Origin of the sequence: Bordetella muralis (genome assembly GCF_965139205.1) — a bacterium.
GTDB lineage: Bacteria > Pseudomonadota > Gammaproteobacteria > Burkholderiales > Burkholderiaceae_B > Bordetella_A > Bordetella_A muralis.
On record NZ_CBCSIU010000028.1, the window covers coordinates 1 to 22,414 of the forward strand.

Genomic DNA, 22,414 nt, shown 5'->3' on the forward strand with positions numbered 1-22,414 from the left:
TCCCCCTACATTTCCCCAAAGCCCCCGCCATGCTGTACCTCTGGGTCAAAGCCTTCCACATCGTATTCATCGCCTCCTGGTTCGCAGGTCTCTTTTACCTGCCCAGGATCTACGTGAACCTGGCCCAGACCTCCGACCCCTCGGTACAAGCCTGTCTGATCGGCATGGCGCGCCGGCTATTCAGATTCACCACCATCCTGGCCATCATCGCCATCGCACTCGGCCTATGGCTCTACATCGGCTTCGGTATCGGCATGGGCCCCGGCAACGGCTGGATGCACGCCAAATTGTTCTTTGTCCTGCTCATCATCGGCTACCATCACGCCTGTAGCGTCATGTTGCGCAAGTTCGAACAAGGCCGCAACACCCGCTCGCACAAGTTCTACCGCTGGTTCAACGAAGTTCCCGTCTTACTGCTCGTGGCGGTGGTACTGCTGGTGGTGCTCAAACCCTTCTGACCACACTGCCCGGCCTTAGGCCAGGATTCGAATGTCCTCTGATGATCAAGACCGCCGTAAAACACTGACGGTCAAAAAAACGGCGCGTGACGCCCATGCCGCCGCTGGCGATACCAAACGCAAGCGCAGCGGCGCGCGTGCACGCACGGCTGCCCTGATTGAACGATCGAAAGATCAAGCACAACGTCTACGGCGAGACACCGAAGACACGCCCGCCGCGCCACGCGGCGACGCATCGACCGAGCGCGGCAAACCCGCGTCGCGTTCACGTGCATCCGGCGGATTCGACGCCCCCAGACCTGAATCGTCGCGGACAAACTCTGGCCCGCGACGCGGATCGGCAACGGGCGACCGTGGGGAGTCCCCGCGCCGTTCGCCTGGTACCTCGCGTGCGCCTGCGTATGCTCGCCGTGGTGCGAGTGAATCGGACACGTTTGATGCTCCACGGCGGCCGCGTACACCGCGCGCTCGTGATGAGGACAGATGGTCTGATTCAGCCTCGGCCAATTCCGCGCGCGATGAGGATACTTGGGCCGATTCAACGCCGGCCGCTGCTGACGATCATGATGCCTTCCCCTCAGATATCGAATGGGCGGCAGAACCCGAAGTTCGCCACTACGCACCGCGTGCACTGCGCGACGCAGAGACGTTCGAGATCTTTGCGCCCTGCCCCCAAGGATTGGAAGAAGCCCTGACCGCAGAAATGCAGGCGCTGGGGTTCGAGGATGCTCAGGTGGGACGTGCAGGCTGCCATTTCAGCGCCGATTGGCCGGGCATACAGCGCGCCAACTTGTATTCCCGTCTGGCCACGCGCATTCTGGTGCAGGTCGCGCACGAGGAAATCTCGCACGAGGACGATATCCTCGATCTGGCCTACAGCGTGCCCTGGGAACGCTGGTTTGGTGCAGAACACACGTTGCGCGTGGACACCTCGGCGATCAAAAGCCCGGTGCAAAGCCTGCAATACTGCAACCTGCGAGCGAAAGACGGGATCTGTGACCGCCTGCGCGATCGCGAGGGCGCGCGTCCCAGCATCGACACGGTGCGACCGGACGCCCGCGTGCATCTGTTCCTGACGGGACATACCGCGACGCTGTATCTGGACACTTCGGGCGAATCGCTGTTCAAGCGCGGTTGGCGCCTGGACAAAGGAGATGCGCCGCTGCGCGAGAACCTCGCTGCCGGGATGTTGGCCCTGGCTGGCTGGGACCCTGCCGCACCACTGCTGGATCCGTTCTGCGGGAGCGGCACGATTTTGATCGAAGCAGCCTGGATTGCGTTGGGCGTGCCGGCGGGGATTTCGCGGCCTCTGGGATTTGAGCGGCTGCGCGGTCACGATCCGCGACGCTGGCGCGATCTGAAAGAAGACGCGCGCGCTCGTATCTTGCCCAAGCTGGACGCGCCGCTGGTCGGCTACGACCTGGATCCCCAGGTCGTGGAATATGCCCGCAATAACGCAGAACGCGCCTGGCTGACGGCCGACACAATTCGATTCGAGGTGGGTGATGCCCGCGAGGTGCCTCCTCCCGCCGAACAGGGCTGGATTGTCACGAACCCTCCCTACGGCGAACGCCTGCCCACGGACGACATCGAGCTCTGGCGAGCCTGGTCGGCCAACCTGAAGCGTGCCTATTCGGGCTGGCAACTGCATGTGATCTCCAGCGACCTGGATCTGCCTCAACGTCTGCGGCTCAAACCTCTGCGCCGGATTCCCTTACACAATGGCTCGCTGGATTGCCGCCTGTTCGGGTTTGAACTGGTGGCAGCCGGGTATCGGAATCCCAAGTAATAGTTGTTGTAAAAACACCGCAACAATGCGCCATTATTGTGGCAATAGGATCACAAGGCTCAAAACTGGCGCATTATCAGCACCAGGAGCACGCATGATGCACTAGACGCTTGCGTAAATTCAGGGTTAACCCTAAAATACGGGTTATCCCCAGGTTGCTAGGTAGACACTCACCTCACCGTGATGATGACACCAGGTAGCCGGGATGCAATGACTGCATACGAATACACGCAAGTTCTGGATTTATCGTGCCCCACATTAACCCGTATACCCGGCTGACCGACGAACTCGAACGCCAGCTGATGTTGCAAGCGATTGAAGAGCAGTTCCGCCCCCGTCCATTTCGTGCTCTGGCTCGTAGCCTGGGCAAACTGGGCAAAGGCATCAAGACACTGATTACCCGCCAAGCTGAGACAAAAACCGCTCACTCGGCCGCCTGAAGTAAACGACAGGCAAAGTAACGATTTTCCCCTTGGGGGCTGCTACAGCCCCTTTTAAGACCCACCGTTAACCCGGTGGGTTTTTTTTGCCTGGTCGCCGGGCCTGCCGGTACTGCCATCAATGCAGCGGGGGAATTTACCTTCCTGGCCGGGCAGCCCGTCATCGGCATCCAGGACACCATGTTGGCGGTTCGGCTTGAATCCGAATTGGGGACATTGCTATAGCCAAGGACCAGGATGCCCGGGATAATAGCGCCCCTTGGCCATGCCACATTCCAGATGTATGTGGCTTCCCTCTTTGTGCAGCCTATGGCGTTGCGTACCCGTAGGTTTCCCGGAGCTCTGATGACCGATGCGCTCTCGCTGACGCCCAGCCGGCTACGCCGGTTTGCCTGCATGATGTACGAAGCCGTTCTATTGTTCGGCGTCGTATTTCTGGCGGGCTATTTGTTTGACACACTGACGCAGAGTAAACATGCGTTGATGCTCAGGCATGCGCGTCAGGCGTGGCTATTTGTCGTCATCGGCATTTATTTTGTGTTGTGCTGGCGCCGCAATGGGCAGACGCTGCCCATGAAGACCTGGAATATCCGGCTGGTGGATCGCGATGGTCTGCCGCCCTCGGTCCCGAGGCTGGTCTTGCGCTATATCCTTGTCTGGCCGCTCGTATTGGCCGCTGCGGGCCTGGTCGCTGCTGCGTCGTCAGCCACGGGTTGGAAATCCGTGGATATGTTCATCGTCGTAGCACCATTCGCGATTTTCATCTGGTCGTGGTTCGATCCGGATGGGCAGTTCCTGCACGACCGGCTGCTGGGGACACGTTTACGCAACGCGCCGCCGCGCAACAAGCGGCGATAGAGGGGAAAGGGCCTCACGCTGTGCCTCCGGCTTGCTGCCCTCACCGTCACAACTGCGTCATGTTTTGGTCACGTAGGCGTCACGGGGTCATGGTTACATTCTGGGCATCTTCACAGCCAGAGGGATGCTCCCGTGAACGAGACCCGACCGACGCATTGGCGCACGCTTTGGATTTCCGATCTTCACCTAGGTACGGCCGGGTGCAAGGCGGATTTCCTATTGGATTTCCTCGATCAAAACGAATCCGATACGCTGTATTTGGTGGGTGACATTGTTGACGGCTGGCAATTGCGCAAACATTGGCATTGGCCTCGCGCTCACAATGATGTGATTCAACGCATCCTGCGCAAGGCCCGCAACGGCACGCGGGTGGTGTTTGTTCCCGGCAATCATGACGAATTTGCGCGGGAATTCGTGGGCTATGCCTTTGGGGATATCGAAGTCCTGGACGAAGACGTCCACGTCACGGCCACCGGACAGCGGCTGCTGGTGCTGCATGGCGACCGATTCGACGGCGTCATTCAACACAGCAAATGGCTGGCTCGCCTGGGCGATACGCTGTACCAGAGCGCCCTCTGGCTGAATCACCATTTCAACCGCCTGCGCCATCGCCTGGGCCTGCATTACTGGTCCCTGTCGCAATACCTGAAGCACAAGGTGAAGAACGCGGTGTCGTTCATTACCGATTTCGAGGAAACCCTGGCAGGTGAAGCCCGGCGCCGGGGCCTGGACGGCGTGGTGTGCGGCCACATCCATAAACCGGAAATGCGCGAGGTCGGCGGCATCTTGTACTGCAATGACGGCGACTGGGTAGAGAGTCTCTCGGCGTTGGCAGAAAACCACGATGGAAAACTGGTCCTGTTGAACTGGGCAGAACAATACGCGCAGCGTGAGGCGGGATCTCCCTCGACGCGCCCCCGTCGCCCCCTGTCTTTGCCCGCCCTGCCCTCGGCCCTGCGCCGGCAAAGTAAGCATCCGTAATAACCCGTATACGTCCCCTTTACCGGCACAGGGATATTGCAGTTCGCGGCCCTCTAGGTCATGCTTGCACCTGTTGGGGGCATTCCGGCCCCCGGGCGGCACCCTGCGGGGTGATCGCCAGCGCGCTTACAAAATAGGGCCATGAACGACCAATATCAGTCGCTCTACCAATCATTCCGCTGGCTGGTTCCGACCCAATTCAATATTGCGGAAGCCTGCTGCCACCGCTGGGCGGCAAGTTCGTCGGACGCCCGGCGTATTGCCATTTACTACGAAGACGAGGCGGGCAATCGCGAAGTCTGGACGTACGCACGACTGGGCGAGGCCGCCAATCAATTGGCAAATGGCCTGATCAAGATGGGCGTCGAGCGCGGCGACCGGGTCGGTGTGGTTTTAGGACAACGGCCGGAAACGGTGGTGGCCCATATGGCCATCTACAGTGTCGGCGCGATCGTCGTACCGCTGTCGCCACTGTTTGGTCCGGAGGCGCTGGAAACCCGGCTGCGCGACTCCGATGCCCGGGTCGCTGTGGTCGACTACGCTTCCAGCGCTAACTTGCTGGCTATTAGCGACAACTGCCCGAATCTGAATCAAATCATCGGGATCGGTTTTGTCGATGAGCGCGTGCTGCCTTGGCGCAGCCTGCTGGCACGTCAGCCCGGTGAATTCAAGCAGGTGATGACGCGCGCCGCGGACCCCGCCATTTTGCTGTACACCTCGGGGACCACCGGTGCCCCAAAGGGCGCCTTGCTGCCGCATAGCGTCCTGATCGGCAATCTGCCCGGTTTTGTCGCCTCGCAAAACTGGTTCCCCAAAGCAAATGACGTGTTCTGGTCGCCTGCGGACTGGGCCTGGACGGGCGGCATGATGGACGCCCTGTTGCCCACGCTGTATTTCGGCCACCCTATCGTCGGCACGCGCGGACGTTTCTCGCCCGAACGGGCCTTTGAGCTGATGGAGCGCTATCAGGTCACGAATACCTTCCTGTTCCCCACCGCGCTCAAAATGATGATGAAGACGGTGCCCGAGCCAGCCAGCCAATACCGGCTGGCGTTGCGCGCCATCATGAGCGCCGGGGAAAGCGTGGGCGAAACGGTATTCGAGTGGTGCCAGACCGCATTGGGAATTACGCCCAATGAAATGTTCGGTCAGACTGAACTGAATTACGTGGTGGGCAATAGCCATCTGCGCTGGCCCGCGAAGCCCGGCAGCATGGGACGCCCCTACCCGGGCCACCAAGTCGCGGTGATCGATGATGATGGTCAACCCGTGGCCGCTGGCGAAACCGGCGAGATCGCGTTGAATCGTTACGATATCAGCGGTTTTCCCGACCCTATTCTGTTTTTGGGCTACTGGCGCAACGAGGCGGCCACCCAGGCAAAATTCACCGGCGACTGGTGCCGCACCGGGGATCTGGCGCGCATCGATGAGGACGGCTACCTCTGGTATGCCGGCCGGGCCGACGATGTGTTCAAGTCCGCCGGTTACCGTATCGGTCCGGGCGAAATCGAAAACTGCCTGCTGGGTCACGATGCCGTGGCTAACGCCGCCGTCGTTCCCAAGCCCGATGCCGAGCGAGGGGCGCTGGTGAAAGCCTATGTGGTCCTGACGCCAGAATATGCCGAGCGCGATCCCGCCGAGCTGATTCAGGCGCTGCAAGAACATGTACGGGACCGTTTGGCGCCCTACGAATACCCGAAAGAAATCGAGTTCATTGATGAACTCCCTATGACGACAACAGGCAAGATTCAACGCCGCGTGCTGCGCCTGCGCGAGGAAACCCGCGCCGCAAATCCTGCCTGACACTGCCAGAGACAACTGCTGTATGCCTATTTACCAACTCGATGACCTGACCCCGACCATTGATCCTAGTGTTTATGTGGCTGATAGCGCCGATATCATCGGCAACGTCACGCTGCAAGCCGGTGTCAGTATCTGGTCGCACGTCTCGATCCGCGGCGACAACGCCCCCATCGTGATCGAGACCGGCAGCAATATCCAGGAATCCTCCGTCCTGCATGTCGACGAGGGCTGCCCGATGACCATAGGCCCTGGCGTGACGGTAGGCCACCAGGCCATGCTGCACGGCTGTACGATCCGCGAGGGCGCCCTGATCGGCATGCAGGCCATTGTGCTGAATAACGCCGTGGTAGGACGCAATTGCCTGATCGGCGCGGGCGCGATCATCCCCGAGGGCAAAATCATTCCCGACAACTCCCTCGTGATCGGCGTGGGCAAGGTCGTGCGAGAGCTGTCCGAGGAAGAAATTGCCACCATGCACAAGAACAACGTCCACTATCAGACTCGAGCCCAGCATTACAAGCAGGCGCTCAAGCGGATCGGCTGACCGGTTTTACCCCGGCACACGGCCGGGGAAATAGCTCTGAATCGGGTTGATCGGCTAACATTCATGCATGACTGATCAACTCAAGAAATACCTCTTCGAAGACCGCTCGGTGCGCATCCAGGCCGTGCGGTTACACGATACGTGGCTGCATGCCCAGGAACACCATCAGTACCCCCCCGCCGTACAACGGCTGCTGGGAGAATTGATGGCGGCCGCGGCATTGCTAGCGGCGAATATCAAGTTCGAAGGATCGCTGGTGCTGCAGATCCAGGGAGCCGGGCCCATTGCGCTGCTGGTGGTGGAATGTCAGTCGGACTTGAGCCTGCGCGCCACGGTCAAGATTCGCGACGGCCACGAGGTTCCAGAGGACGGCACCATGCAAAGCCTGCTCAATACGAATGACGAGGGGCGATTCATCGTGGTGCTGGATCCGCGGCGCAAGGTGCCGGGCCAGCAGACGTATCAAGGCATTGTGCCGCTGGAAGGCGACACAGTGGCCGAGGCTTTGCAGCACTATATGAAAGCCTCGGAGCAACTGGATACCCGATTGTGGCTGCAGGCCGATGGGCAATATGCTGCCGGATTGCTGGTGCAGAGCCTGCCTGGCGAGGGCGGCAAGACGCATGAATCCGATACTTCAGATTCCCTGGCGCGCGCAGTTGTGCTGGCCGAAACGCTGGAGCCCGGCGAGCTGCTGGCCGCAGAGATCGATACCGTGATTCATCGCCTGTATTGGGAAGAAACGCTGATTGCGTTCGACCCGTCGACGGTACGCTGGCATTGCCCCTGCACGCGCGAACGCGTGGCAAATATGCTGCGGTCGCTCGGTGAAACCGAGCTAAACGACGTTCTGGCAGAACGTGGCCAAGTCGAAGTCACTTGTGATTTCTGCGGCAAACCTTATACGTTCGATGCTGTGGATTGCTCGGGGCTATTTGCCGCGGCCAAACCAATGCCAGAGCAGGATCCGCCTACGGTGCATTGATCGGAACCCGGCATCAGCCAATGACTGGTTGAATAGGGCCTGCCCTCCTCGCCTCGCGTGGATCGTCGTAGTTGCCGCAGTCGTAGTTCCCACAATCGACGTTGCAGCATGAGCCAGGCACACTGCCTGGCCATGCCCCACTGTTCTTATTTTTCCCCGCACACCGAGCCGCCTGCCAACACCTGCTCGACATCAGGCAGGTATGCAGCACGCCGAGCCTCACCGTGGCGCCAACGCGGGGCGGCAATGGTTGAATTCGGCCTTGTTGCCATCTCGTTACTGTCATTGAGCCTGCTGACTATCGAAGCGGCCCATTGGCAAATCACGCGGCAACTGGCGTATGTAGCGTTGCTGGATAGCGCCCGGGCAGGCGCGACTCAGCATGGCCGCCGGGACGTGATTGAGCAGGCGTTTACGCAATCATTTTTGCCGCGGTTCGTTTATGCCGGCAGCAATGCACGCACAGCGCAGCAGCGCACCTGGCATCGCGTACAGCAAATGACCGGTCTGCCGGCGTGGCGGATCGAAATATTGCCGCCCGGTCCTACGCCTACGCTGCATGCGCGGCTGACCTATCTGCACGAGCCGTTGACGCCGTTGATACGGCCGCTATTGCGCCGCGTCGCGCCTGTCGCAGGCGATTGTGCTGCCCGCGCCGCTTTAGCCTATGGATTCCTGGCAATCCGATTGGATCTGCACATTGAAATGCACTCGCATCCGATGCAATGGGGAACCACACCGCCCGCGCGCCACGACAGAGTCGTCTACGGCGCATGGAATTGCGGTGGTTAGCGATCTATCGGCACAACGCTCGGAATATCCTCGTCAGCGATTACATCGAGACGATGCGTGAAAAGCCACCGCAAGCCGATCATTGACGCGGAGTATTGGCTCGCGCAGGATTCGACGCAGGACGATTTGCCGTGGCGCCAGCAGGCGTAGTCGCGGTGGTACCGCTTGGCGGAGGATTATTGACGGCCGGGCTACCCGGCGGCACGATCTGCACAAAGACCTCGCCCTCACGCATCATGCCCAGTTCGTTGCGGGCGCGCTCTTCGATCGCGCCCGAGCCTGTTTCCAGGTCACGCACCTCGGCTTCCAACGCCGCATTGCGCGCGCGCAGGCCCTCATTGGTTTCGTGTTGCGCGGCGATCTGTTTCTGCGAGTCCCAGACAGTGAACCAGCCGCCCTTGCCCAGCCAGAGCGGATACTGGATCAAGGCCAGTAGAACCAGCAGCACCAGGAACAACAGGCGCATATGCAAAAACCCTTATGGGAATACCGTGACGAAGGTCAACTCAACAAAAGGGCCAGACACCCCAACTAGCGATGTCCGGCCTACATCAATCAACGCAGGTTGTAGAACGCATCCAGGCCAGGATACGAAGCGACCTCGGCGAGTTCTTCTTCGATACGCAGCAACTGGTTGTACTTGGCCATGCGATCCGAGCGCGACAGCGAGCCGGTCTTGATTTGCATGGCGTTGGTAGCCACCGCGATGTCGGCGATGGTGGAGTCTTCGGTTTCGCCCGAGCGGTGCGACACGACGGCGGTGTAGCCGGCGCGCTTGGCCATCTCGATGGCGGCAAAGGTCTCGGTCAACGTACCGATCTGGTTGATCTTGATCAGGATCGAGTTGGCGATGCCCTTCTGGATGCCTTCGCGCAGGATGCGGGTGTTGGTGACGAACAGGTCATCGCCCACCAATTGCACTTTCTTGCCCAATTGCTCGGTCAGCAGCTTCCAGCCGTCCCAGTCGTTTTCGGCCATGCCGTCCTCGATGCTGATGATCGGGTACTTGTCGCACCAAGTGGCCAGCAGGTTGGCAAACTCTTGCGAGGACAGCGACAGGCCGCCTTCGCCTTGCAAGGTGTACTTGCCGTCACGGAAGAATTCCGAGCTGGCGCAATCCAGGCCCAGCGCGATCTGCGAGCCCGGCTCGTAGCCGGCTTCGGTGATGGCCTTGAGGATCAACTGAATGGCAGCCTCGTGATTAGGCACGTTGGGGGCAAAACCGCCCTCATCGCCCACGGCGGTGGACATGCCTTGGCCGTGAATGATTTTCTTCAGGCTGTGGAACACCTCGGCGCCCCAGCGCAGGGCCTCGCGGAAACTCGTCGCGCCCACCGGCAGGATCATCAGCTCTTGCAGATCGAGCGTGTTGTTGGCGTGCGCGCCGCCGTTGATGACGTTCATCATCGGCACGGGCATGCTCATCGGACCGCTGCCACCGAAATAACGATACAGCGACAGGCCGGACTCGTCGGCTGCGGCACGAGCCACTGCCATACTGGCCGCCAACAAGGCATTGGCGCCCAGGCGCTCTTTGCTGTCGGTGCCGTCCAGCTCGATCAGAGTGCGATCGACAAAGGTCTGCTCTTGGGCGTCCAAGCCCATCAGGGCCTCGGAAATCTCGGTATTGAGGTTTTCCACGGCGCGCAGCACGCCTTTGCCCAGATAGCGGGACTTGTCACCGTCGCGCAGCTCGATGGCTTCGCGTTGGCCGGTGGACGCGCCCGACGGAACGGCAGCGCGGCCCATGGCGCCGGATTCCAGTAACACGTCGCATTCGACAGTGGGGTTACCACGCGAATCGAGAATTTCGCGACCGATGATATCGACGATTGCACTCATGATTTTTTGATTCCCTGAACGATAAACAAATTCATGCCGGCTGCATCGGCCCAGTTCATACGAACTGATTTTCGATGAAGCCGTTGCGTTTGGTCACGCGATCGAGCTCGACCAGCGACGTGAGCAGCGCAGACATCAAATCCAGCGGCACCGCATTCGGGCCATCGGACAATGCGCAAGCCGGGTTGGGGTGGGTCTCCATAAAGAGGCCCGATATCCCGACAGATACTGCTGCACGCGCCAGCACAGGCACGAACTCGCGTTGCCCGCCCGAAGACGTGCCCTGCCCGCCCGGCAACTGTACCGAATGGGTGGCATCGAAAACGACGGGACAACCGGTTTCTCGCATGATAGCCAGCGAACGCATGTCGGACACTAAGTTGTTGTATCCGAAAGAAGCACCGCGTTCACAGACCAGGATGTTGCTGCCGTCGCCACCGGCCTCGATGGCGGCGTCGCGCGCCTTTTGTGCCACCTGCACCATATCGTGTGGCGCCAGGAACTGGCCCTTTTTGATATTGACAGGCTTGAGCGAGGCCGCGCAAGCGCGGATGAAATCCGTTTGCCGGCACAGAAAGGCCGGCGTTTGCAACATATCGACCACCGCGGCCACTGGCTCGACCTGCTCGGTCTCGTGGACGTCAGTCAGGATGGGCACGCCCACCTGATCCCGCACATCCGCCAGGATCTTGAGCCCCTCGTCCATCCCCAGGCCACGAAACGACTTGCCGGAACTGCGATTGGCCTTGTCGAACGAGCTTTTATAAATGAACGGGATACCCAGCGCCGAGGTGATTTCTTTCAATCGCCCCGCGGTGTCGAAGGCCAGTTCGCGCGACTCGATGACGCACGGGCCCGCAATGAGAAAAAACGGGTGATCCAGACCAATATCGAAACCGCAGGCTTTCATCAGACTTCCTTGCGTGCGCCGTGGTGAGCGATGGCTGCCTCGATGAAGCTCGAGAACAGCGGATGGCCATCACGCGGCGTGGAGGTGAACTCCGGGTGGAACTGTACGCCGACGAACCACGGATGATTCGGCAACTCCATGATTTCCGGCAGATTTTCGGTGGGCGTACGCGCACTGATCACCATACCGGCTTCTTCGAGGCGAGGCACGTAGACGTTGTTGACCTCGTAACGGTGACGGTGGCGTTCGTTGACGTCGTCGCCGTAGATGGCCTGGGCACGCGTGCCCGGCTTGATGGGGCAACGCTGCGCGCCCTTGCGCATGGTGCCGCCCAGATCAGAACTGTTGTCGCGTTTTTCGACCTTGCCTTCGCGGTCCATCCACTCGGTGATCAGCGCCACGACGGGATGCGGCGCCGAGGGATCGAATTCGGTGCTGTTGGCGCCGCCCAGGCCCGCGACATGGCGCGCGAACTCAATGACGGCCAATTGCATGCCGAGACAGATCCCCAGGTACGGAACGCCGTTCTCGCGAGCGTAGCGGATCGCGGCGATCTTGCCTTCGGTGCCGCGCTTGCCAAAACCGCCCGGCACCAGAATGGCGTCCAGATGTTTTAGCTGATCGGTGCCGCGCGTTTCCAGATCCTCGGAATCGATGTATTCGATTTTGATCTTCGAACGCGTGTGAATGCCGGCGTGGACCAGCGCCTCGGACAGCGACTTGTACGACTCGGTCAGATCGACATATTTGCCGACCATGCCGACAGTGATTTCGTGCTGCGGGTGTTCCAGCGCGTCGACCAGGTTGTCCCACATGGACAGGTCGGCGGGCGGCGGGGTCAGCCCCAGGGCCTCGCACACGATGTTATCCACGCCCTGCGCGTGCAGCATGGCAGGGATTTTGTAAATCGAGTCGGCATCCCACACCGAAATGACCGCGTCCAGCGGCACATTCGAGAACATGGAGATCTTGGCGCGCTCGTCGTCGGGAATGCGGCGATCGGCGCGGCACAGCAGCACGTTGGGATAAATCCCGATCTCGCGCAGTTTCTGCACCGAGTGCTGGGTGGGCTTGGTCTTGAGTTCGCCGGCCGAGGCGATGAACGGCACCAGCGTCAGGTGCACAAAGGCGGCGTTATTGCGGCCCAGGCGCAGGCTCATCTGGCGGGCGGCCTCGAGAAACGGCAGCGATTCGATATCACCGACCGTACCGCCGATCTCGACGATCGCCACATCGGTGGCGCCTTTCCAGGCGGCATCGGCGCCACGGGCGACGAAGTCCTGGATCTCGTTGGTGATGTGCGGGATCACCTGCACGGTCTTGCCCAGATAGTCTCCGCGGCGCTCTTTGCGCAGCACGGATTCGTAAATCTGGCCGGTGGTGAAGTTGTTCACCTTGTGCATCTTGGCCGAGATGAAGCGCTCGTAGTGGCCCAGATCCAGGTCGGTTTCGGCACCGTCTTCCGTGACGAACACCTCGCCGTGCTGGAACGGGCTCATCGTGCCGGGGTCGACGTTGATGTAGGGGTCAAGCTTGAGCAGAGTGACTTGCAGGCCGCGCGATTCCAGGATCGCGGCGAGGGACGCGGCGGCGATCCCTTTGCCCAGGGATGACACCACACCGCCGGTGACAAATACGTATTTGGTCATCGTAATAGGCGCCCGGGCGAAGGGGCGCATGCGGGAAATTTGGATTATAGCCGGGCGCGGACCAGATCAGGGGTTTTCCCTGACCGTTGTCACGTAACAACTCGAAAAAACACCTTGCCCGGCACTGCCGTCACCGCATGGCATTGCGATCTGCGCTCGAAGAGCAGCCCTACGCCGGCCGACAAAACCGCAAGATGCGCTGGGCAACCTCCTGCGCCGCCTCCCTTTGCGGGAAATGCCCCACACCATCCAGTACCTGCCGTTCGTAAGCTCCGCGGAAGAATGCCTCCCGCCCCTTCGAGCTGTCGGGATGGTTGCACGTATCAGCCCCTCCGTGCAGGACCAGGGTAGGCACTGATAGCACAGGGGCCGGGTGCAGGCGCGCCTCGTCTTGCGCGTAGGCCGGATCACCGTCGGCGAAGCCCCAGCGGTGACGATACGAGTGCAGCACGACCTCGGGCCAATCGTCCCCCTGGAACGCGCGCGCTGCCTCGCTGAAATCCGCGGGCTCGTACCAGCCAGGCGGTGCCCAGGTGTCCCACATCATGCGGGCGAACGCCTCACGTTCCTCTCGGACCACATGGGCGCCGCGCGGAGTCGCCATATACCAGTGATACCAGTAGTTGCGCGCCTGCGGCAGTGCCAATGACTGGTTCGGGTCATTGGTGCCGTAGCCGACCGATAGCAGGACCAGGTGTGAGGCCACGTCATCGTGCAGGCCGCACGCGTTGGCCGCGGCACGGGCGCCCCAATCATGACCGATCAGTACCGGACGCGCCAGCCCAAGGATCTGGATAAAGTCCAGCAGATCACGGCCCAGCGCCGACAACTGGCCGCTGCGCGGCGTGGATGCATCACGGAATCGCGTAGGCGCAAAACCACGTAACGCCGGCGCCAGTACACGGTAGCCGGCATTGGCCAGGACGGGGGCAACGTCCTTCCAGCACTCGGGGCTGTCCGGCCATCCATGCAGCAGGATGGCCGTTGGACTGCCTGACGGGTTCCACTCGAGATAGGCAATGTCGAGTCGTTCGGTGGAGGCGTACAGATATGAACTCATGGAATGGTCTCGCATCAGGGAAGAGGAATCAGCGTAGCTGGACTATTCAACTCGATTAACAAATAATCGCCATTAATTAATGATTTTTTGCGCTTAATCAGAATGAACTATCCTCTCCTGGCCGACGGACCGCCGCTGGACACAGTGTTACTGCGCACGTTTCTGGAAGTAGTGGACAGCGGCAGCTTCGCCGCGGCAGCCGAACGTCTGGCGTTGACACCGTCGGCCGTCAGCGGACATATGCGCCGACTGGAACAGATCGCGGGCGCGAGCCTCCTGGCCCGCACGACGCGCCGCATGGAACTGACCCAGGCGGGCAACACCTTGTATGCCTACGGCCGCAATATTCTCGATCTGGAACGCGAGGCGCGCGCCAAACTGCGAGGCGTACCGCTGCGTGGACGGCTGCGTGTCGGCGCCTCCGAGGACTTCGCCGGAGCCTGGTTGCCCCACGTACTGCAGCGTTTTCGCCAATGGCACCCCGACGCAACGATCGAACTGAAAGTCGGCATCACCGCTGATCTGTTGCGCCAGCAGGAGCGCGGCCGCCTGGACCTCGTCTTTGGCAAGCAGTGCAGCCGTGTCGAGGACCACGGCACCTTGTTATGGGAAGAGCCGCTAGTCTGGGTTTTTGCGACGGATCAGCCCTTGTCGACGGCCGGCCCGCTGCCGCTGGCCGTCTTTCCGGAACCATGCGTCTATCGAGAGGCAGCCGTCACCGCGTTGGGCAGCACGGATCGCACGTGGCGTATCGTTTTTGAAAGCAGCAGTATGGCTGGGTGCTTGTCAGCGGCGCGCTCGGGCTTTGCCGTGACCGTGGTCGCCGATAGCCAGCGCAGCGCAAGCTTGCGCGTGCTGGGCGTCGAAGACGGGCTGCCGGAACTGCCTGAGGCGCGATTCTATGCCTTTGCCGGCGAAAGCACTCCCGACAGCACGGCGCTGATCGAAGCGGCCCGCCGCATGGGGCAGCAAGGACGCTTCGGCCAGCAGGGGTTTCGCTCACGCAGCTGACAGCGGCTGCGTGCTGGACTGCAACCAGTCCAGGGCGGCGCCCTCGACTAGCGGAGCCAGGCGTTCACGGACGGTGCGATGATAATCGTCCAGCCAGGCGATTTCGTCGTCGCGCAGCAGCGAGACCTCGATGCAACGGGTATCGATGGGACACAGCGTCAAGGTCTCGAAGCACAAGAACTCGCCGAACTCGCCCTCCAGCCAACTGCGGTTGGCGACCAGGTTTTCGATGCGTACGCCCCAACGGCCTGCTCGGTAAAGTCCGGGCTCATTGGAGGTAATCATCCCAGGCTCCATGGCCGTATGCGGCCCCGGAGCAGCCCGATAGGAAATGACCTGCGGCCCCTCGTGCACGTTCAGGAAATATCCCACACCGTGGCCGGTGCCGTGGCCATATTCCACACCGCCTTGCCAGATGGGTGCGCGGGCAATGGCATCCAGCATCGGCGACGGCGTGCCGCGCGGGAATGCCGCGCGAGAGAGCGCGATCATGCCCTTGAGTACCAGCGTGAAATCGACTTTCTGGTCGGCGCTCGGCGTGCCCACCGCCACCACGCGGGTGATATCGGTGGTGCCGCCGAGGTACTGGCCGCCCGAATCGATCAACAACAGGCCGTCGCCTTCGATGACGGCGTGTGACTCGGGCGTGGCGCGGTAGTGCGGCATGGCGCCGTTGGCGTTGAAGCCCGCAATCGTGCCAAAACTGGGGCAGACGTATCCCGGCCGGCGAGCGCGGGCCGCGGTGATTTGTTCATCGATGGTCAACTCGGTGACCGGTGCGAGCGCTGTCCCACCACGCGTCGTGGCGGCAGACTGGCTGGCGTCATCCGCGCGATCTGCATTGTCGTCTGTGCGCACAGCATCACGACTGCCGTTGACCGTCTGCTCGAACCACGCAAAAAACTCGCACAGCGCCGCGCCGTCCTGCTCCATGGCCTGACGGACCTGGGCGAGCTCGGCCTCGGTCTTGCGCGACTTGAACAAAGTCGACGGATTGATCGCCTCGACGCGTGGCACCGCAGGGTCCATGGCATGAAACACGCCGCAGGTCACGCGTGCAGGATCGATCAGCAGGGTTTGATCGAGCGCGATGGATCCCAATGCCTCTGCCGCTTGGTCGTAGGGCGCAACGTCCACGCCGTCGGCGGCCAATACGGCGCGCAGGGACTCGTCGATTTTGCCATCGGCCACGAACAGCGTGGCATAGTCTGCCCCGATCAATGCGTGCGCCAGGAACACGGGGTTATACGATACATCCGCGCCACGCAGATTAAACAGCCAGGCGATATCGTCCAGCGTACATAACAGATGCACGTCGGCCCCTTTGGCTTGCATGACGCTGCGGACCTGGGCCAGTTTGTCGGCGCGCGTGACACATGCCTGCGGCGCCGTGTGTTCATAGACCGGCGCATCCGGCAAGCCGGGACGATCCTGCCAGATCTCGGCAAGCGGGTCGGCCTGGATGTCCAGATGCACGCCCACCGGCGACAAGGCGGCGGACAAGGCCCGGAACGACGCCAGGCCTAGTACGTGGCCATCTACACCGACGCATTGCCCCGCCGTCAGATTGCTGGCCAACCAGTCGATATGACTCGGCGTCGATGCCGTCGCAATTTTCATCAGCTGTACACACGTACCAGCCAATTGGGCTTCTGCCTGCACCCAATAGCGGCTATCGACCCACAGCCCTGCGAAATCTGCGGTCACCACGAGCGTCGCCACCGAGCCCGTAAAACCACTGAGCCATTGACGGCCTTGCCAACGCGCAGGCAGGTATTCCGACAGATGGGGATCGGCAGACGGTACGATGCAAGCATCCAGACCTAGGCGGCGCATGGCCTGCCGCAACTGGGCAATGCGGGTATCAGTGAAAGACATGAAATTCCTTAACGCAACGTGAATGTTTGTCTGCCGGCATTTTATCGAGCCGGTGATGCGACGGCGACCGTATCGCCGGAGTCATCAAAGGCAACCGATACTACGCTTGTTTCAATATGCGTCAACGCATCAAGATGAGATAGGCGAGCCGGACACGGGCCTCAATCGGAAAATTCTTGTTTGCCAGGATGACGATACCCTTGCGCTGAGCAGGCAAAAACGCGACATAAGCCCCAAACCCGTTGGTCGATCCGGTCTTGTTGACCCAAGCCGCTTGCAGGGGCGGACGAGGCGGCGCGATGGCCTGGACGGGATGGGTTTCATACGCAATCCTGGCGGAGTTTCCGTCGAGCAAGTCCTTGAGCTCGACGGATTCCTCGTACTGCTCCCAGACGAGGTCCTGTGTCATGGCGCCAAGCGTGAAATACCCGACACGGGTGTTGCGCAGCGCCTTGTCGAGATCGCTCCCGCCTCGGGACGAATCGATATTCAACTGCACGAAGCGGATCAGATCTCTGGCGGTGGTTTTGACGCCGTAAGCCTCGTCCGCGAGGATGCCCGGGTTCACGCGCACTGGCGCGTCGGCTTTGTTGTAACCCTGGGCATAGTTTTCCAGTTTTGCCGGTGGCACGTCGATATAGGTGTCATGCAGCCCCAACAGCGGAAAGAGCTGTCGTTCCATAGCCGTCTTGAACGGCAGACCTGACGCCTTGGCGGCAACGACGCCCAGCAAACCGATACTTGGATTGGCATAGGTCCGCGCGGTGCCTGCCGCGTACTGCGGCGTCCACGCTACGAAATAACGCATCAACTGTTTTTCGTTGGTAATGGCGTCCGGCACCTGTAGCGGAAAGCCTCCGGCAGTGTGAGTGCCGAGATGAGCGAGGCTGACGTTGTCCAGACTGCTGCCGCGCAGATAAGGCAGATGCCGGGCAGGACTATCATCTAAAGAAAGGCGTCCGAGCGTCTGAGCGTAGGTTGCCAGTGTCGCAGTGAACGTCTTGCTGACAGAACCGATCTCGAACAGCGTATCGCTGGTGACTGGCTGGCGCGTCGTCTTTGACGCGACCCCGAAGTTATAAAACGTTTGCTTCCCATGGTCGGTCACGGAAATCGCCATGCCCGGCACGTTGTACTCTCGCATGACTTGCTCGGCCGCCTGACTGATATTGACAGGAGATTCGGGCACCGCTGCGCCAGCCGCCGCGGGACTCATGATTGCGGCCAGGCATGCACACCAAAGGGGTTGAAGCCATCGTTTATTGACGGAATACATAGGCGATTCAATCTCGAAAGTACTTCGTGGGGACGAACGATCTGCAGTCAGCCTGGACGGCCAAGGCCCCTTAACGGAGCATGGACGACATGGCCGACAAGCTATTGAGCGTGCGTACCGCTGCTTGCATGCTATCGGCCGTAAACCGCACCGTCACACCGTCCACGCGCTCGAGCGTGGGCCACATGCAGAACAGATCGGCCAACGCCGTAGTCTGGGTCTGCAACCGGCATTCTATAGGCGCCGCGATCTGCAGGGGAGCGGTACCGCCCGTGTGGTCCACGACGGCGCGCACTGCCGTTTCCGCCGCGGCCGCAATTGCCTGGCGGGCGGCCTCGGGCGACAAGGTCACTCCACTGCCCTGCCCGTGCGCGACTTTGGTTTGCACCCATTGGGCATTCGGATACAGCGGCCGCGTTTCTTCGATGAAAACATCATCGCCGCTGGCCATGATGACCGGCACGCCCAGCTCGCCCGCGAGCGCGCCGTACAAACCGGCCTCGCCCAGCTCCAATCCGTTGATCAGCACGCGGGCAAACGCGAAACTGTTGATCGTGTGTGCGAGGATCCCACGCCCCTGTGCACGCGAGTGATAGCCGATCATGATCACGGCATCGCAGGGTTCCTCGAGACCACCCATCATGCCCAGATAGCGGGGTTTGCCCAACACCAGACGCGCACGCGGGTCCAGCAGATCGGGCAGCAGATTACGAAAACCGCCGTGCGAATCATTGACCAGCACTTCCGTCGCACCACCCGCAAACGCGCCTATCACCGCGGCGTTGGCTTCTTTGGTCATCCAGGCACGCGCCCGCTCGTACTCGCCATTGCCGGCACGAACCTGTTCAGGATGAAAGACGCCGGCAATGCCTTCAATGTCGGTGGAAATCAAGATCTTCATAGAATGCTCAAACAAAAACATTTAGCTGGAAACTCGCCTGCCGGTCTCTAACGACGTATCGAATCACACGGCACAGCACATCAAGCACAACCAATCGCCAGTCACGCATTACGGCTCACCGCAGCGGTCAAACACTGCCTCACGCAATACGCTCAATGATCAGCGTCTGTCAGCCATTGCCGCCAATCGGGAATAGCTTCGGTAATCGCCTGGCGCACATGGCCATCTCGGCCCTGCACGGTTTCGGCGCGCCACAGCGCGGCCACAATGGCTTGCTCGCAGGCTTCGGCGGCAGCCTCAAACAGCTTGTCGATGCGGGCCTCATGCAGCACGGCTTGCGCCGGCATCGCGCGCTCGGCTTGATGCGGCACGGTATAGGCCGTGGAAAACGCCATCGAGATATCCCCGCTGCCGTGACCGTATACCGAGCCGGTGCGCGCCAATCCTGCCGCGGCACGCAATGACAGCCGGCCGAGTTGGCGCGCATCCAATGGTGCATCCGTGGCCAGCAATAAAATGATCGAACCCTTTTCAGGCCCCGTTTCACCCGCCTGTTGTTCGGCAAAACGCTTGCCAAAGGGCCGCCCTGCAATCGTCAGCAGTGGCAGACGACCGAAGTTCGACAGCACCAGCGCGCCGACGGTATAACGCTGGCCGGGCTGAATCTCGGCGATGCGCGATGCAGAACCGATGCCGCCTTTGAAAGAAAAACTGGACATGCCGCGCCCGGCGCCGACCGCCCCTTGCGCGAACTCGACATCCGCTGCCTCATACGCCGCCAGGTAGTCGGCCTCTGACACCGCCAGTGTCTGGATGTCGTTCAAATAGCCGTCATTGCACTCGAATACCAACGAGTTCACCGTTGCCCAGTCGCGGCCGATCTGAGGATTGGCCGCAATCGCCTGGTGTATCTGCGCATTGGCCACGGTACCCACGCCAAACGTATTGGTCAACGCGATCGGCGTTTCCAACACACCCAATTCGCTGACTTGCACCAGGCCTATGCTTTTGCCAAAGCCATTGATGACGCTGGCGGCTGCCGGTACTTTGTCGGTATAGACGTTACCCGCATGCGGGCGCACCACCGTCACGCCGGTCTGGCAATCGCCATCGGCCAATGTCACATGGCCCACGGTCACCCCGGCGACATCGCTGATCGCGTCACGCGCGCCGCTAGGCAATCGGCCGACGCGCGGCATGGGGAAAGCAGGATCAATTGTTGTCATGGCATCACCGCTCAGGGGCGGCCTCCTTATTCATGCCTGGTGTTGCTTGGGCAACGTAAAAAAACACAGCAGCCCGAACGGAGCGTCAACCCCAGGAAAAAAGGGCGCAGCCTGCGCCGCACCCTTTTTTTCGATTCACTGCCGATCACACGCGCGGTTCAACGGCGATCGATCTTGGGGTCCAACGCATCGCGCAAGCCATCACCCAACAGGTTGAACGCCAACACGGTCAGGAAAATCGCCAGCGCCGGGAAAATCGCCACGTGCGGGGCCAGCACCATATCGGCACGGGCCTCGTTCAGCATGGCGCCCCATTCCGGCGTGGGCGGTTGCGCCCCCATGCCCAGGAACGACAGGCTGGCGGCCGTGATGATCGACGTGCCGATACGCATCGTGCCATAGACCACGATCGGAGAGATCGTGCCAGGCAAGATATGGCGCATGATGATGGTCCAGTCCGATGCACCGATACTGCGCACGGCCTCGACGTACGTCATCTGTTTGATGGCGAGCGTATTGCCGCGCACCAGTCGCGCAAATGCCGGCACGCTGAACACGGCCACGGCGACAATCACGTTGACCATGCTCGAGCCCAGAATGGCTACCACGCCAATCGCCAGCAGCATGCCGGGAAATGCCAACAGCACGTCGGAAATACGCATGGTGATGCGTTCCCACCAGCCCTCGTAGTACCCTGCCATCAGGCCCATCAAGGTGCCAACCACGGCACCCATGGCGACCGACAGGAAGCCTGCGGCCAACGAGATCTGCGCACCCGCAATGATGCGGCTGAAAATATCCCGGCCCAGTGAGTCCACGCCTAGCCAATGGGTCGCAGAGGGCCCCGCATTCAGCGCGTCATAGTCAAAGAAATTTTCCGGATCGAAAGGAACAATCCAGCGCGCAAAAATCGCCACCAGGACCAGCAGCAGGACGAAAATCCCTGCGCCTACGGCGAGTTTCTGCTTTTTGAATTTGCGCCAGAACTCGGTCAGCGGCGTGCGCACCGCGTTCTGTTTGGCAGCCTGCACGGTAGTGGCGGTAGTCGTATTGCTCATGCCCGCCTCACTTATAACGGATACTGGGATTGATGACGCCATACAGCACGTCGACAATCAAGTTGATCAAAATGAATTCCAGCGAGAACAGCAACACCAGGCCCTGAATCACGGGATAGTCGCGCTGCGTCACTGCGTCAACCAGCAGCCGGCCCAGGCCCGGCCAGTTGAACACCGTCTCGACCACGATCGAGCCGCCCAGCAGAAAGCCGAACTGCAGGCCCATCATGGTGACCACGGGAATCAGCGCGTTACGCAGCGTGTGCTTGATGACCACGCGGGTTTCCGCCAGGCCCTTGGCCCGCGCCGTACGCACGAAGTCCTCTTGAATGACCTCAACGAACGATGCCCGCGTGAATCGCGCCATCACTGCCGCCACGGCGGCGCCCAGCGTGATGGACGGCAGAATATAGTGTTTCCAGCTCGAGGCGCCCACGGTAGGCAGCCATCCCAGATTCACCGAGAAGACTTGCATCAGCATCATGCCCAACGCAAAGGCCGGGAACGAAATCCCCGACACGGCCAGCGTCATGAGGACACGGTCAGGCCAGCGATTGCGCCAGACGGCAGAGACAATCCCGAAGACCATCCCGAACCCGACTGACCAGATCATACTGGCGATCGTCAACCACATTGTGGGCATAAAGCGCTCGGCGATTTCAGTGGACACCGGCCGCTTGGTACGCAGCGAGTTCCCCAGATCACCTTGCAGCATATGGCTGAAGTAGCGCACGAATTGCTGCGGCAAGGGCAGATCCAGGCCGAGCTCCTGGCGCACGAGCTCGACCGTGGCCTGGTCGGCATCCTGGCCCGCGGCCAAGCGCGCCGGATCGCCCGGGAGCATGTGCACAAACAAGAACACGACCACCGAGACCAACAACAGGGTCGGGATCATGCCCAATAAACGTTTGACGATATAGGTCAGCATTGAAATTCCTGAGACGTNGGNGGAT

The 22,414-nt window shown here is 60.9% G+C and carries 21 protein-coding genes; 10 read left to right on the forward strand and 11 right to left on the reverse strand.

All coding sequences use genetic code 11. The features are described from left to right. Window positions 1-29: 29 nt before the first annotated feature. From ACNA0I_RS24075 to ACNA0I_RS24115, 9 genes are all read left to right on the forward strand, one after another. Window positions 30-458: a CopD family protein gene (locus tag ACNA0I_RS24075; RefSeq protein ID WP_415808596.1), complete on the forward strand. Its 429-nt coding sequence runs from the start codon at window positions 30-32 to the stop codon at window positions 456-458. A 31-nt stretch (window positions 459-489) separates the two neighbouring features. Further along, on the forward strand, window positions 490-2,247 hold the full coding sequence (locus tag ACNA0I_RS24080; protein WP_415808555.1) for a THUMP domain-containing protein: 1,758 nt from the start codon (window positions 490-492) through the stop codon (window positions 2,245-2,247). Window positions 2,248-2,495: 248 nt separating this feature from the next. Continuing rightward, complete coding sequence (locus ACNA0I_RS24085) at window positions 2,496-2,687, forward strand: hypothetical protein (protein WP_415808598.1); 192 nt, start codon at window positions 2,496-2,498, stop codon at window positions 2,685-2,687. A gap of 345 nt (window positions 2,688-3,032) precedes the next feature. Beyond that, window positions 3,033-3,545: an RDD family protein gene (locus ACNA0I_RS24090; RefSeq protein ID WP_415808556.1), complete on the forward strand. Its 513-nt coding sequence runs from the start codon at window positions 3,033-3,035 to the stop codon at window positions 3,543-3,545. 132 nt (window positions 3,546-3,677) lie between these two features. Next, window positions 3,678-4,526 (forward strand): UDP-2,3-diacylglucosamine diphosphatase, encoded by an 849-nt coding sequence (locus ACNA0I_RS24095; protein WP_415808557.1) that lies wholly within the window; start codon window positions 3,678-3,680, stop codon window positions 4,524-4,526. A 141-nt stretch (window positions 4,527-4,667) separates the two neighbouring features. Next, on the forward strand, window positions 4,668-6,329 hold the full coding sequence (locus ACNA0I_RS24100) for an acyl-CoA synthetase (protein WP_415808559.1): 1,662 nt from the start codon (window positions 4,668-4,670) through the stop codon (window positions 6,327-6,329). Window positions 6,330-6,351: 22 nt separating this feature from the next. Continuing rightward, window positions 6,352-6,873 (forward strand): gamma carbonic anhydrase family protein, encoded by a 522-nt coding sequence (locus tag ACNA0I_RS24105; RefSeq protein ID WP_415808560.1) that lies wholly within the window; start codon window positions 6,352-6,354, stop codon window positions 6,871-6,873. Between the two features lie 67 nt (window positions 6,874-6,940). Continuing rightward, window positions 6,941-7,858: an Hsp33 family molecular chaperone HslO gene (gene hslO, locus ACNA0I_RS24110; RefSeq protein WP_415808561.1), complete on the forward strand. Its 918-nt coding sequence runs from the start codon at window positions 6,941-6,943 to the stop codon at window positions 7,856-7,858. A gap of 246 nt (window positions 7,859-8,104) precedes the next feature. After that, on the forward strand, window positions 8,105-8,650 hold the full coding sequence (locus ACNA0I_RS24115) for a pilus assembly protein (RefSeq protein WP_415808562.1): 546 nt from the start codon (window positions 8,105-8,107) through the stop codon (window positions 8,648-8,650). Between the two features lie 79 nt (window positions 8,651-8,729). On the opposite strand, the gene ftsB is transcribed toward ACNA0I_RS24115, so the two are convergent. The 5 genes from ftsB to ACNA0I_RS24140 form a co-directional block, all read right to left on the reverse strand. After that, window positions 8,730-9,116, reverse strand: a complete 387-nt coding sequence (ftsB, locus tag ACNA0I_RS24120; protein WP_415808563.1) for a cell division protein FtsB — start codon at window positions 9,114-9,116, stop codon at window positions 8,730-8,732. Between the two features lie 89 nt (window positions 9,117-9,205). Then, on the reverse strand, window positions 9,206-10,492 hold the full coding sequence (eno, locus tag ACNA0I_RS24125) for a phosphopyruvate hydratase (protein WP_094820284.1): 1,287 nt from the start codon (window positions 10,490-10,492) through the stop codon (window positions 9,206-9,208). 55 nt (window positions 10,493-10,547) lie between these two features. Next, complete coding sequence (kdsA, locus tag ACNA0I_RS24130; RefSeq protein ID WP_094820283.1) at window positions 10,548-11,405, reverse strand: 3-deoxy-8-phosphooctulonate synthase; 858 nt, start codon at window positions 11,403-11,405, stop codon at window positions 10,548-10,550. Further along, window positions 11,402-13,051 (reverse strand): CTP synthase, encoded by a 1,650-nt coding sequence (locus ACNA0I_RS24135; protein ID WP_415808564.1) that lies wholly within the window; start codon window positions 13,049-13,051, stop codon window positions 11,402-11,404. The genes kdsA and ACNA0I_RS24135 overlap by 4 nt, the downstream gene beginning before the upstream one ends. A gap of 169 nt (window positions 13,052-13,220) precedes the next feature. Next, window positions 13,221-14,111, reverse strand: coding sequence for an alpha/beta fold hydrolase (locus ACNA0I_RS24140; protein ID WP_415808565.1), 891 nt, complete (start codon window positions 14,109-14,111; stop codon window positions 13,221-13,223). 102 nt (window positions 14,112-14,213) lie between these two features. Between ACNA0I_RS24140 and ACNA0I_RS24145 the strand changes: the two genes are divergently transcribed. Further along, entirely contained in the window at window positions 14,214-15,122 is a 909-nt protein-coding gene (locus tag ACNA0I_RS24145; protein ID WP_415808566.1) for a LysR substrate-binding domain-containing protein, read from the forward strand. On the opposite strand, the gene ACNA0I_RS24150 is transcribed toward ACNA0I_RS24145, so the two are convergent. The 6 genes from ACNA0I_RS24150 to gsiC all read right to left on the reverse strand — a co-directional run bounded on the left by ACNA0I_RS24150 (window position 15,111) and on the right by gsiC (window position 22,389). After that, a complete protein-coding gene (locus ACNA0I_RS24150) occupies window positions 15,111-17,000 on the reverse strand; it encodes an aminopeptidase P family protein (RefSeq protein WP_415808567.1) in 1,890 nt (629 codons plus the stop codon). The genes ACNA0I_RS24145 and ACNA0I_RS24150 overlap by 12 nt on opposite strands. Before the next feature lie 121 nt (window positions 17,001-17,121). Then, window positions 17,122-18,276: a class C beta-lactamase gene (gene ampC, locus ACNA0I_RS24155; protein ID WP_415808568.1), complete on the reverse strand. Its 1,155-nt coding sequence runs from the start codon at window positions 18,274-18,276 to the stop codon at window positions 17,122-17,124. 70 nt (window positions 18,277-18,346) lie between these two features. Next, window positions 18,347-19,177, reverse strand: a complete 831-nt coding sequence (locus ACNA0I_RS24160) for a M55 family metallopeptidase (RefSeq protein WP_415808569.1) — start codon at window positions 19,175-19,177, stop codon at window positions 18,347-18,349. A gap of 152 nt (window positions 19,178-19,329) precedes the next feature. Next, entirely contained in the window at window positions 19,330-20,403 is a 1,074-nt protein-coding gene (locus ACNA0I_RS24165) for a DmpA family aminopeptidase (RefSeq protein WP_415808570.1), read from the reverse strand. Between the two features lie 158 nt (window positions 20,404-20,561). Further along, window positions 20,562-21,461 (reverse strand): glutathione ABC transporter permease GsiD, encoded by a 900-nt coding sequence (gsiD, locus tag ACNA0I_RS24170; RefSeq protein WP_415808571.1) that lies wholly within the window; start codon window positions 21,459-21,461, stop codon window positions 20,562-20,564. Between the two features lie 7 nt (window positions 21,462-21,468). Next, window positions 21,469-22,389 carry a glutathione ABC transporter permease GsiC gene (gene gsiC / locus ACNA0I_RS24175; RefSeq protein WP_415808597.1) on the reverse strand — a complete coding sequence of 307 codons (921 nt, stop codon included), beginning with the start codon at window positions 22,387-22,389 and terminating at the stop codon, window positions 21,469-21,471. Window positions 22,390-22,414: the final 25 nt, after the last annotated feature.